Origin of the sequence: Neobacillus sp. OS1-2 (assembly GCF_030915505.1) — a bacterium.
In the GTDB taxonomy this organism is placed as follows: domain Bacteria; phylum Bacillota; class Bacilli; order Bacillales; family Cytobacillaceae; genus Neobacillus.
In genome coordinates, this window is sequence record NZ_CP133265.1 from 3,330,895 (window position 1) to 3,343,454 (window position 12,560).

Genomic DNA, 12,560 nt, shown 5'->3' on the forward strand with positions numbered 1-12,560 from the left:
GGAGGGAGATTCATTGTTAACAGCAAAAACAAAAACAGGTAAAACGCTTTGCCTTGGGTATGATTATAAAAAGGAAACTCTTTTTGCATTACGAAAGAAAGAAGAATTTATTTGTCCGGATTGTGGTGAAAGTGTCGTACTAAAATTAGGTGACCAACGGATTTTTCACTTTGCACATAAACAAGGCAGCACTTGCCGAGTTATTTATGAAAATGAATCATATGAACATTTAGAAGGGAAACGGCAGCTATTTCAATGGCTTATCAGGCAAAAAGTTCCTTCGGTTTTGGAGTACTATGATCGGGAAATTCAGCAACGTCCAGACATTTTATTCAGGCATAATGGAAAGAAATATGCATTGGAGTACCAATGTTCAACATTACCGGAACATGTTTTTACGAAGAGAACGAAAACCTATCTTGAAAATGATTATATTCCATTATGGATAATAGCTGCCAGCCACATACATCCCAAGAGGAACGAAACACTTTCACTATCCAATTTTCATTATTCATTTATACGAAGCTCATCAACCGGTATTCTTTATATTCCTGCCTATTGCCCCGTAAAACATCTTTTTCAATTGGTAGAATCAATAACACCCTTCTCGATAAAAAATACCTTTGCGCACCAATCCTATTTTCCATCAGATAAAATTGATTTAGATGCCTTGCTGGAACCTAATCCTGTGAAAAAAATCCAGGTTACACTTTCTAACTGGAACACAGAAAATGAAAGATATATTTTGAATCGGGTTCTCCATCCACAATCGGATCAAAAAATGTTACTTCGTGAAATGTATAGCCATGGAATAAATCCTTTTTTATTACCTCCCGAAATTGGTCTCCCCGTTACACACTCTGTGCTTATTCAAACACCACCCATTATTTGGCAGATGTATATATTTCTTGATGTTTTAGCCAATAAAAAGCCAAACGATGAACTTACAATTCAAGAGATTAGCAGCCATTTTAACAAGAGAATTCAAAGGAATAATATTAAATTAAGGGCATTGCCGCAGGTAGCGGATATTAAACCGATCCTTCCTGTCATCGAATATTTACAGACATTACAGTCACTGGGAATATTAACTCGAAAAGGAAGCCTGGTCTTTCAAGTACAAAGGAAACTAATCCTGCCGAAATCGAATCGGGAAAGGGAGGAAATAAAACGGTTATTTCTCCAAAAAAATAATATGCTCCTTTCAAAAAATAAATGAAAATGAACAAATGGGCATAATATAGTGGAGTGGAATGGTATTTCTTATGTTTTAAGAGGAAATAGCAGGTAAAAGGAGAATATATATTTTATGGAGTGAATTCTTTTCACTTTTCGAAAAACTGTATGGAGGTTAGAACATGGCAAACGAAACGGCTATAAAATCGCTCCCCTCAAGAAGTGACATCGCTGTGGAAGACACGTGGAAATTAGAAGATATTTTTGCAAGTGATCAGGAATGGGAAAAAGAGTTTCAAGAGGTAAAGAGTCAAATTTCCGGGATAAAAGAATATGAAGGTAAATTAGACGAAAATGCAGAAACGCTTTATAAGGCCCTTCAATTTCAAGATCAATTGTTAGAGCGGATTGGCAAACTTTATACATACTCACATATGCGTTATGACCAGGACACGACAAACTCCTTTTACCAGGGGTTGGATGATAGAATGAAAAATCTATACTCACAAGCAGCGAGCCAGCTGGCATTTATTGTTCCAGAAATACTTTCGATTGATGAAAGTAAAGTTTTGAGCTTTTTGAAAGAGAAACAAGAGCTTAAGCTTTATGAACATGCGATTGAAGAAATTAATCAACAACGACCGCATGTACTAAGTGCTGAGCAGGAAGCCTTGTTGGCTGAGGCAGGAGAAGTGATGGATGCTTCAAGCAACACTTTCGGTATGTTGAACAATGCGGATATTAAGTTTCCAACAATTAAAGATACGAACGGGGAAGAGGTTGAAGTTACCCATGGACGGTACAGTAGGTTCTTAGAAAGCAGTGACCAGCGCGTTCGTCATGATGCGTTTAAGGCTGTTTATAAAACATATGGTGATTTTAAAAATACCTTTTCAAGTACGTTAAGCGGTAATGTTAAAAAGGACAACTTCAATGCAAGAGTAAGAAAATATGATTCGGCAAGACATGCAGCACTCTCAGCCAACAATATTCCTGAAAGTGTCTATGATAACCTTGTGAATACTGTTACTGATAATCTTCATTTATTGCATCGCTATGTGAAGCTACGCAAAAAAGTCTTGGGCTTAGAAGAACTTCACATGTATGACCTGTATACACCGTTAGTAAAAGATGTGAAAATGGAAATAAAGTATGATGAGGCAAAGGATTTAGTGATAAAGGGATTAGCCCCGTTAGGTGAGGAATATTCGAAGATTCTAAAAGAAGGTTTTGAGAACCGCTGGGTGGATGTCCATGAGAATAAAGGCAAGCGCAGTGGTGCTTACTCCTCCGGAGCCTATGGTACACATCCATATATTCTGATGAACTGGCAGGATAACGTAAACAATCTATTCACCTTAGCACATGAATTTGGCCATTCCGTCCATAATTACTACACAAGGAAATCACAGCCGTATCCATACGGAAACTACTCTATCTTCGTTGCTGAGGTAGCTTCTACTTGTAATGAAGCACTGTTAAATGATTATTTGTTAAAAACGATTGATGATGAGCAAAAACGAATTTACCTGCTTAATCATTATTTAGAGGGTTTTAGGGGCACCGTCTTCCGTCAGACGATGTTTGCAGAATTTGAACATTTGATTCATCAAAAAGCACAAAATAATGAGGCGCTAACAGCTGATGCTTTAACTGAAGCTTATTATGCGTTGAACAAGAAATATTTTGGTGAAGAGGATATTATTATTGATGAGGAAATCGGTTTAGAATGGGCTAGAATTCCGCATTTCTATTACAATTATTATGTGTACCAGTACGCAACCGGCTTTAGTGCAGCGACAGCCTTAAGCAAGCAGATCTTGGAAGAAGGCGAACCGGCAGTTAAACGCTATATTGAACAATTCCTAAGTGCTGGAAGCTCTGATTACCCGATAGAAGTACTTAAAAAGGCTGGAGTGGACATGACGAGCGCTGATCCAATTAAGAATGCATGTAAGGTATTCGAAGAGAAATTGAGTGAATTAGAGCAGTTGCTGTCATAAATAATGTTAAAAGGGATGGCGCCGACTCGGCAGCCATCCCTTTAAAAGCCTCTAAAGCGTTTTCGATCATTAAGATATAATAGAAAAATCAGAATGGAAAAAAACAAAATGGGTGTACTGAGTAATAGCGGAAAAATCTTTAGTAAAGCTAGTATATGGAGAAAAAAAGCCAACAATATAAAAAGAATGATAATCAAGAAAGGAATCTTGCGCATATTGAATTCCACCTTTACAAGGATATTCATTATTAGTCTATTGTCCATTTTATGTTTATATGACTTTTTGACAATTATGTGAAATAAAGCACATACTTATTGTCATCCATATAAATTGCATGGTATATTTAATGCGTGAAGTTAATCACTACAAACATATACCCCTTTGTTTGACCGTGAAAAATTTCTCCCATCCCCTTTGTTCGTATTTATAGAAAATGCCTTGCAGTTCGGAAAAACTGCAAGGCATTTTTATTTAATGATAAAGAGTTTAGTCTTCGACTTTAAGAATTGTCCAGCTCCAGCGCCCTAGCGGCTAGTGTCCTTCGCTCTCCGCCCTACGATAAGTCAAGCACGAATGCGCCTCCGGCTCTTCGTGTTTCCTTTATCTCAGTTGGAGCGCTCCAGGCCATACGCCGCTGAACAGGGCGCTTACGCTTTTCTTATCTTATTCTTCAATATATCTCCAAAATGTTCCGTACTTTGCGGGAATTTGTTCCACAACTTGTTTTAAAAGCAGCTTTTTCATTTCCCTTTCAATTTGTGAAACTGACATATTGTAAACCACAGCAATTTCCTTTGAAGCAACAAATTTAAAAATCTTCATAAACGACTCTAATGATGGTGGAGGGGATATGATCGGTTTTTCCGATAGCATTTCCTCTAATATTTGGACATATACCTCATATGGATAAGAACCGGTAATTTTGATACCTTCATCCTCAATATTTTCATTAAAAAAGACTAAGGTAGGAATTTCATTAACAGCCATTTCGGAAGTGATTTTCAAATCACATTGGAAGGCCTTGGCTGCGCTGTCAGAATGAATATCTGCCATAAATTCTTCTACATCTAAACCTGAACTACCTGCACAGCCCTTTAACACCTCAAGATTAGAAGTATTCTGTTTTTCTAGAAATAACATTTCTTGAATTCTCCGAAGAAAACGTAGACCTGCTCTTCTGCCTTGTAATTCGGCTGCTTTTAAGGCAATGGAGACCGTATAGGGATTGTCCACCGGATTTTCTAACCACAAGCTGCCATCACATGACATACCCGTTCTGCTCGCTGTTTTTTCCCATAATTGAGCGATATTTTCATAGTTCCTTTTTTTGTTTAAATCGGCCAATCGCCCGCTTAATACATGCTTAAGTGAAAAATATCTTCCATATTCAATTTGCAGCTTCTTTAAGATTGGTTCAAGTGCCCAGCATTCGGGACACAATGGATCAATAAACATATAAATTTCAATCGGTTTTTTATCACTGCCGCTGCAACGGTTCCCGGGGCCCGGCAATTTAGCATTACTCACGATTCTTCACCTAGTATCTCGCCTTCATCAGGCGTGTTAATCATATGCTGTGCTGTAAGTGTAAGTCGGTAGTAAAATTCATCCCTAATGGGGCCTTGTAAGTCAATCTGATCCATTGCCTGTTTCATGCAGGCTAACCAGGCCGCGGCACGGCGGGGCGTAACCGGAAATGGCAAATGGCGTGCACGCATCATTGGATGTCCATGTTCCTCTGTGTAGGCTTGAGGACCGCCTAAATATTGTGTCAAGAATTGCTTTTGCTTTCGCGCAATTTCTGTAAATTGATTTGGGAATATTGGAGCTAAATCAGGATGTTGTGCAACAAGGCCATAAAATGTGTCGACAAGTGTGTTTAATGTTTCTTCACCAATGGCCTCAAAAGGTGAAGGCTTTTTTTCAATCATGTTGACAACTCCTTTAAGTCTTTTGTATTCATATTTTATCAATGCCTATTTCATATCTCAAATGAATTGCCTTGAAAAAGGTAATTTTCAACCCAAATATGTTATTAATGTTTACATTGAGTTGTTTTCTTAGTTGTACGGGAGAAATTTATCAAATGGTAAAAAATACTGTGCTTACCATTGGCTAGAGTCTGACTCCGTATATTTTTGCTGATAAAAGCGGCGGATTTTATTATCCGTTTGCCGTTCGGGAATCGTAAATTGTGCCAGCAGCTCTTTGAATACCTTCAGCCCTTCTGAATAGTTTTCAACTTCGTATTCTAGTTCATAATCTTCTTTAGTTAGATAGCAACTATGATCAAGAACCAGTAATCCATTCTTGTAGTTAACTTCTACTCTATTTGTAGTCAGCGACCCAAAATACTGGATTTCCGAAAAAGGGATTTTCTGAGCTTCGATTAAACATTGAATTTCTCCCCCCGGCAGCTTTCCAAATTTGATGGAGTTCACCGCTTCATCTTCACTAATGATTTGATTGGTTTCAAGAAGTCCCACTGAAGCAGGCTGCTTTAAAGTCATTTCGAAGGCATCGCCTTTTTTTCGGATTCTTAATGCAGCACCAATTCCTTTTAAGGAAAAATTCACTGTATCAAAGTAGTGGTTTTCTTGTGAAAAAATATCGCTCTTTTCAATGTGGAATGCCTTTAGTAATTTCTCATATTCCATGTGTGTAAGCATATTTTTAAATTCAATTTCAATATTTTGTGACATCCGTTGTCTTCCTTTCGCAGGCGGTGTTAGTTAATCATACCTATGAATGTGGTTACCTGTCTACTTGGAGGATTCCAACTGCAATCCTTGGGAGAAATGGATGAATTATGCTAAAATGAGAAGGTGAAAGATGGAGGGAAGAAGGATGCAGAAAAGAATAACAATCTTAAAAGCAAACATGCAAGAAAGCAAACTTTTATTAGAAAGTAATGAACCGATAAATGGATTAGTTCCGGGGGAACAGATTCTCGTGGATTCTGACCATTATTCCTTCATATACTTAATGGAGAACCAAGAAGATTATACATATATCGTTCTACCTGAAGAATTATGGTCCAGCTTAAAGGCTGCAAACGAACAGGGGATTCCTGTATGCCTTTTATTTGAGGGTGAACAGATAGAACTACTCAATTTTCATGATGAATTAGAATATGTAATAAGTAATATTAAAGGTAATAGTAACTATGGGAATGAAATGGTTACAAGGGTAGATCGGATTTTCTAAACTGTTTTTTGAGGTGGAATCATGAAGCATTGGGATCAATTTTTAGCCCCATATAAACAAGCTGTTTCAGAACTAAAAATAAAATTAAAGGGGACGAGGGGGCAATTTGAACTTGACTCCTCACATTCTCCAATCGAATTTGTGACAGGCCGTGTAAAACCAATCGCCAGTATTCTCGATAAAGCGAATCAAAAGGGGATTCCGCTTGAGAGATTGGAAGAGGAAATGCAAGATATTGCCGGGATGCGCATTATGTGCCAGTTCGTCGATGATATACATACGGTTGTCAATTTATTAAGGAACCGCAATGATTTTGAAATCGTGGAAGAACGAGATTATATTTCCCATAAAAAGACCAGCGGGTACCGCTCATACCATGTGGTGATTCAATACCCTGTTCAAACCATCCATGGAGAAAAGAAAATTCTTGCTGAAATTCAAATTAGGACGCTTGCCATGAATTTTTGGGCGACCATTGAACATTCACTAAACTATAAGTATAAAGGGGCATTTCCATCAGATATCCGGATGAGACTGCAACGAGCCTCGGAAGCAGCCTTTCGGTTAGATGAGGAAATGTCATTAATTCGCGGAGAAATCCAAGAAGCTCAAGCCTTTTTTACACGAAAGAAAGAATTGAAGCAAGAGGAAAAACATTAGTGGCAGGTCCTTGGTTTAAAGGCCATTCTGCATAAGGAGCATAACAATATGAAATTTGCGATTACGTCAAAAGGAGATCAAAAATCAAACATATTGATGCATAAAATGCGGACATATTTACTTGATTTTGATCTTATTTACGATGAGGATCAGCCCGATATAGTTGTTTCTATTGGCGGTGATGGGACATTACTTTACGCTTTTCACCGCTATAGCAGCCGTTTGAGTAAAACGGCATTTGTCGGAATCCATACGGGACACCTAGGTTTTTATGCTGACTGGATTCCGGATGAAATTGAAAAGCTTGTGATCGCGATAGCGAAAACTCCTTACCAAGTTGTTGAATATCCTTTGCTTGAAGTGATCATTCGTTACTCGCATGGTGGAAAGGAATCAAGATATTTGGCACTTAACGAATCGACTGTGAAAAGTGTGGAGGGGACACTTGTCATGGATGTGGAAATTCGCGGCGAGCATTTTGAGCGCTTCCGTGGAGATGGCCTCTGTGTTTCAACCCCATCTGGAAGTACGGCATATAATAAGGCCCTCGGCGGCGCAATTATCCATCCTTCGATTTCGGCCATACAGGTTGCAGAAATGGCATCGATTAATAATAAGGTATTTAGAACGGTTGGTTCACCCTTAATTCTACCGGCACATCATAACTGTATGCTGAAACCTGTTAACCGCTCTGATTTCCAGGTGACAGTTGATCATTTGACCCTGCTCCATAAAGACGTTAAATCGATTCAATTTAGAGTGCCGGAGGAAAAAATCCGCTTTGCCCGCTTCCGTCCGTTTCCATTTTGGAAAAGAGTTCATGATTCGTTTATTTCTGATTAAGCAGAGGTACCTTTATAATGACTTCTCGATTTACGTTGAAATGGGTTATAGAAAACGAACAAGCTGGATTGTTAATAAAGGATTTTTTGAAAAATGAGGAGATCTCACGTACAGCTTTAACGGATATCAAGTTTAAGGGCGGAAGTATCCAGGTAAATAAAGAAGAGGTAAATGTCCGCTACAAGCTAAGGGAGGGCGATGTACTAACAGTAATGTTTCCTGCTGAGCATCCCAGCGTTGGAGTTCTTGGCGAGGATATTCCGTTAACCATTCTGTTTGAGGACGAGTATCTACTTGTAGTTTGCAAACCCCCTGGCATGAATACGATTCCCTCAAGGGAACACCCTTCGGGCAGTCTTGCCCATGCACTTGTCGGCTATTATCAGCGAATTGGGCTTGAGGCAACGTCTCACATCGTCACTCGGCTTGATCGTGATACTTCTGGGATTGTATTAATTGCTAAGCATCGGCACGTGCATCATTTGTTTAGTAAAATGCAGCAGAGCGGGCTGGTAAAAAGAACATATGAGGCTTTTGCAGCTGGTCTCTTTGCTGGAGAAAATGGGACAATTGTGGAACCGATTGGCCGTAAAGAGGACAGTATCATTGAAAGAGAAGTCCGGGATGACGGTCAATACGCCTGTACACATTATCGTGTGCTTAAAAGATATCGTACCTATACACATATAGAGCTACAGCTTGAAACGGGGAGAACCCATCAAATAAGGGTACATATGTCCTACCTTGGTCATCCGTTGCTTGGGGATGATTTATACGGTGGGGATACAACGATGATGAATCGCCAGGCTCTTCATTGCCGAAAAATTATATTTACACACCCATTCCTTGGTAAGGAAATGACATTTGAAGCACCGTTGCCTAAGGATATGTGGGATATTTTAGAGGCTGATCCGCTTTTATAGGGATCGCCTCTATTTTGTTGAATTAGGCTTATTATTTGTAGAATCCTTCGATTAATTGTTAGAATAACCTATAACATTTGTAGAAAAGAAAGCTATTCAATCAAAGTTTTTAAACTTTCCCTCGGCATATGGCATTGTAGAAGGGACCGAAATGAGTTCCATTTCAGGATACCTTAATGCAGTAAGCTGCCCGCCGAACACGGCTCCGGTATCAATGTTATATGTATGGTTGAGGATTCGGGGAGCTTTTACTGGCGTATGCCCATAAACAATACAGGCTTCTCCGTGATAGGATTTCGCCCAATCTCGTCTGACGGGTGAACCGTCAGGGTGTTTTTCACCTGTGATATCCCCATATAGGACAAATTCTTTGACCTTTGCATGCTTTTGCCCGATCAATTCTTCTTTAATTCCCGCATGCGCAATAATGAGCTTATGATTGTCTAATACTACATACAATGGTGCCTTTTCATAAAGCTCGATAAACTTTTTACGAATGGATTGCCGCTCTTTTTTATATAATGATTCATATTCTGCAACAGTTGTTTCGAGACCGTGAGCAATTTGGACTTTGTTCCCAAGAAAAAAGCGGTATAGCTTATTACAATGGTTTCCGGGCGCGTAGTATGCCTGGTTCCGCTGGGTGACGAGCTCCCAAACCAGCTCAATCACTCTCAATGATTCGGGACCTCTGTCAGTTAAGTCGCCAACAAAACCAAGAGCTCTATTTTCTGGATGGCTAGGAATCCCTCCAGTGTCCCATTTGTAGCCAAGTTTTGAGATCAGTTCTTTTAATTCACTAAAACAACCATGGATATCACCAATTATATCTATTTTCATATGCTGCATCCTCCTATTCATTATTTTTTGTTTTAATGTTAGTTTTTAATCAGAATCCTTATTTGAGAGAGGTGAAACAAAGATGGAACAACACGTATCCGTCATTTCCTTACTTGTTGTTGTCACAATGGCCTTTTTAACTCCTATTATCCTTCATCGGTTTAAATTAAATTTTATCCCGGTGGTTGTTGCCGAAATCATAATGGGCCTAATTATTGGAAAAACAGGCTTCAATATCGTTCATCAGGATGTCTGGCTTTCAACACTTTCATCGCTTGGCTTTATCTTTCTTATGTTCTTAAGTGGACTTGAAATTGATTTTACGGCCTTCACGGGGAGTAAAAAGCGGGAAATTCTCCCGAATGGAAAAAAGGAACCTAATACCTTTGTTGTAGCGAGCATCATCTTTACTGGGGTCTTTATTTTTTCTCTAGGACTATCCTATTTGTTTGTTATCGCAGGCTTTATCGATAATGCCTTTTTAATGACATTGATCATTTCCACGATTTCATTAGGAGTGGTTGTGCCCACCTTAAAGGAGGCGCACCTAATGAAGACTGTTATCGGGCAAATCATTTTACTAATTGCAGTTATTGCAGATTTGGCCACGATGATTTTGCTCGCCGTTTTTGTCTCGCTGTATGAAGCAGGGCACGGAAATACATGGTTACTGTTAATTTTATTCGCTGCCGGGATCGTCCTTTATTTTGTAGGCAAAAGATTTAAGAATCGCACCTTTATTGAGACATTGTCGACTGGGACTGTCCAGATTGGAACAAGAGCGGTGTTCACACTGATTATCGTCTTAGTAGGTTTATCTGAATCAGTCGGTGCTGAAAATATTCTTGGAGCCTTTCTAGCGGGCGTGCTCGTCTCCTTATTATCACCCAACCAAGACCTTGTACATAAGCTTGATTCCTTTGGCTACGGGTTTTTAATTCCGATATTTTTCGTGATGGTTGGTGTGAATCTTGATGTGTGGTCCTTATTTAGTGAGAAGAAGCTCTTGTTGTTAATCCCGCTTTTACTGATCGGACTGTTATTATCAAAGCTAGTACCAGTATATCTCTTGAAAATTTGGTATGATATGAAAACAGTTATTTCTTCAGGTTTTTTACTCACCTCAACCCTGTCACTCGTCATTGCGGCGGCAACGATTGGGGAGAGAATAGGGGTTATTACAGAACATATGAAGGGAACATTAATTTTGGTTGCAGTCATCACATCCATTTTTACCCCGATTGTGTTTAAGAAGCTGTTCCCTAAAGAGACGGTAGCAGGAAAAAAGGTCAGTGTCGCTTTCTTGGGGGCCAATCAAGTTACATTGCCAGTATCGCGGGATTTAAAATCGGGTCTATATGATCCGATCCTTTATCATCCAAAAATGGAAAAGTCGGAAAAACAGATTGCAAATTCACTATTTGATATCGTGGAAATCCCGGATTATTCACTCGATACCATTTCCCAAACAAAAGTTTTTCAATCAGAAATTGTGGTCATTTCAACCGGTGATGAGAACCGAAATGCGACCCTTTCTATCGCTGCCAAAGAAAATCACGTTCCAAGGGTTATTGCCCGAATTGAAAGCCCTGATTTGGAGCAAAGTCTGCGTGAGCATGGGATCGAAATGTATTCTGCATTTAAATCATCGCAAACGCTGCTTAGGGCATTAATTGAGTCACCAACCCTCATGAATATTCTTACGAACGAGGAAGAAGGACTTTTTGAAATAGTGATGAAGAATCCATATTTTGAAGAAATGTCATTACGAAAATTCCCCTTTACGGGTGATATCATTATTGTTCGGATTTTTAGAGGCAAGGATTCAATCGTACCCCATGGTGATACAGAATTACAGATGCATGACCGCTTGATTGTAACGGGCTCGAAGGAATATGTAGATGAGTTGAAAAGAGAATTGGAGTTTTGTGAAATCTGCTAGCAGAAACCGTTTTAAAAAATCACATGCTTTTCATTTGTGGGAAATTAGTGTAAAATTAGTACCAAGTGCTAATATCTTGTAATTATCCTAGGAGGACTTTTAAATATGAATCTTTCTTTAACCGGAAAAACATATGTTGTAATGGGTGTGGCAAATAAACGAAGTATTGCATGGGGAATTGCCCGTTCACTGCATAATGCAGGAGCAAGATTGATTTTTACGTATGCAGGTGAAAGAATTGAGAGTAGTGTTCGCGAATTAGCCAATTCTTTGGAAGCCGAAGGGACACTTGTTTTACCTTGTGATGTGACTAGTGATGAAGCGATTGCCACTTGTTTTGCCCAAATAAAAGAGGCGGTGGGAACGATTCACGGGCTGGCACACTGTATTGCCTTTGCTAAAACAGAGGAGCTGAAAGGTGAATTTGTTAACACATCAAGGGATGGATTCCTGCTTGCGCAAAATATCAGTGCATTTTCCTTAACAGCTGTTGCAAAAGAAGCACAAGGCCTGATGACGGAAGGCGGCAGTATTGTGACCTTAACCTATTTAGGCGGGGAACGTGCCATTCCGAATTATAATGTAATGGGTGTCGCGAAAGCATCTTTAGATGCCAGCGTCCGCTATTTAGCCGCAAACCTTGGGCAATATGGAATTCGAGTAAATTCTATCTCTGCAGGACCGATTCGCACCTTATCAGCTAAAGCTATCGGGGAATTTAACACTATCTTAAATGAAATTGAAGAGAAGTCACCATTACGGAGAACCACTTCACCAGAAGAAGTTGGCGACACGGCTGTATTCCTTTTCAGTGACCTTTCTCGTGGAATTACCGGTGAAAACATTCACGTTGATTCCGGATTCCATATTCTTTAATACGATTTTAACCAAGCCCGCTTAAAATAAGCGGGCTTTTATTATGTATTCTTTTACTAAGTGAAAAAACCATATGAACCGGTATAGGCA

Annotated in this window: 12 protein-coding genes; 8 read left to right on the forward strand and 4 right to left on the reverse strand. The window is 39.3% G+C overall.

Translation table 11 applies throughout. The features are described from left to right. The first annotated feature begins 13 nt into the window (after positions 1 to 13). A complete protein-coding gene (locus RCG19_RS16580; protein WP_308108032.1) occupies positions 14 to 1,219 on the forward strand; it encodes a competence protein CoiA in 1,206 nt (401 codons plus the stop codon). Between the two features lie 139 nt (positions 1,220 to 1,358). Further along, entirely contained in the window at positions 1,359 to 3,179 is a 1,821-nt protein-coding gene (gene pepF / locus RCG19_RS16585; RefSeq protein WP_308108033.1) for an oligoendopeptidase F, read from the forward strand. Between the two features lie 663 nt (positions 3,180 to 3,842). Here the strand turns inward: pepF and RCG19_RS16590 are convergent. The 3 genes from RCG19_RS16590 to RCG19_RS16600 form a co-directional block, all read right to left on the reverse strand. Beyond that, entirely contained in the window at positions 3,843 to 4,706 is an 864-nt protein-coding gene (locus RCG19_RS16590; protein WP_308108034.1) for a ClpXP adapter SpxH family protein, read from the reverse strand. Further along, a complete protein-coding gene (locus RCG19_RS16595) occupies positions 4,703 to 5,110 on the reverse strand; it encodes a globin domain-containing protein (RefSeq protein WP_166237611.1) in 408 nt (135 codons plus the stop codon). The genes RCG19_RS16590 and RCG19_RS16595 overlap by 4 nt, the downstream gene beginning before the upstream one ends. A 174-nt stretch (positions 5,111 to 5,284) precedes the next feature. Then, positions 5,285 to 5,881, reverse strand: coding sequence for a CYTH domain-containing protein (locus RCG19_RS16600; protein WP_308108035.1), 597 nt, complete (start codon positions 5,879 to 5,881; stop codon positions 5,285 to 5,287). 145 nt (positions 5,882 to 6,026) lie between these two features. Here RCG19_RS16600 and RCG19_RS16605 point away from each other — a divergent pair, with 145 nt between their 5' ends. The 4 genes from RCG19_RS16605 to RCG19_RS16620 are packed head-to-tail and all read left to right on the forward strand — an operon-like array spanning position 6,027 to position 8,812. After that, complete coding sequence (locus RCG19_RS16605; RefSeq protein ID WP_166237613.1) at positions 6,027 to 6,386, forward strand: UPF0738 family protein; 360 nt, start codon at positions 6,027 to 6,029, stop codon at positions 6,384 to 6,386. A gap of 21 nt (positions 6,387 to 6,407) precedes the next feature. Further along, positions 6,408 to 7,046 carry a GTP diphosphokinase gene (locus RCG19_RS16610; RefSeq protein ID WP_166237614.1) on the forward strand — a complete coding sequence of 213 codons (639 nt, stop codon included), beginning with the start codon at positions 6,408 to 6,410 and terminating at the stop codon, positions 7,044 to 7,046. 48 nt (positions 7,047 to 7,094) lie between these two features. Further along, on the forward strand, positions 7,095 to 7,889 hold the full coding sequence (locus tag RCG19_RS16615) for an NAD kinase (RefSeq protein ID WP_166237615.1): 795 nt from the start codon (positions 7,095 to 7,097) through the stop codon (positions 7,887 to 7,889). Between the two features lie 17 nt (positions 7,890 to 7,906). Continuing rightward, the gene (locus RCG19_RS16620) at positions 7,907 to 8,812 is read left to right on the forward strand and encodes an RluA family pseudouridine synthase (RefSeq protein WP_308108037.1); all 906 of its coding nucleotides are present in this window, start codon (positions 7,907 to 7,909) and stop codon (positions 8,810 to 8,812) included. A gap of 96 nt (positions 8,813 to 8,908) precedes the next feature. On the opposite strand, the gene prpE is transcribed toward RCG19_RS16620, so the two are convergent. Continuing rightward, positions 8,909 to 9,652, reverse strand: a complete 744-nt coding sequence (gene prpE, locus RCG19_RS16625; RefSeq protein WP_308108038.1) for a bis(5'-nucleosyl)-tetraphosphatase PrpE — start codon at positions 9,650 to 9,652, stop codon at positions 8,909 to 8,911. 82 nt (positions 9,653 to 9,734) lie between these two features. Here prpE and RCG19_RS16630 point away from each other — a divergent pair, with 82 nt between their 5' ends. Both RCG19_RS16630 and fabI read left to right on the forward strand, forming a co-directional pair. Next, the gene (locus tag RCG19_RS16630; RefSeq protein WP_308108039.1) at positions 9,735 to 11,594 is read left to right on the forward strand and encodes a cation:proton antiporter domain-containing protein; all 1,860 of its coding nucleotides are present in this window, start codon (positions 9,735 to 9,737) and stop codon (positions 11,592 to 11,594) included. Between the two features lie 105 nt (positions 11,595 to 11,699). Beyond that, complete coding sequence (gene fabI / locus RCG19_RS16635; RefSeq protein ID WP_308108040.1) at positions 11,700 to 12,470, forward strand: enoyl-ACP reductase FabI; 771 nt, start codon at positions 11,700 to 11,702, stop codon at positions 12,468 to 12,470. The last annotated feature ends 90 nt before the right edge of the window (positions 12,471 to 12,560 follow it).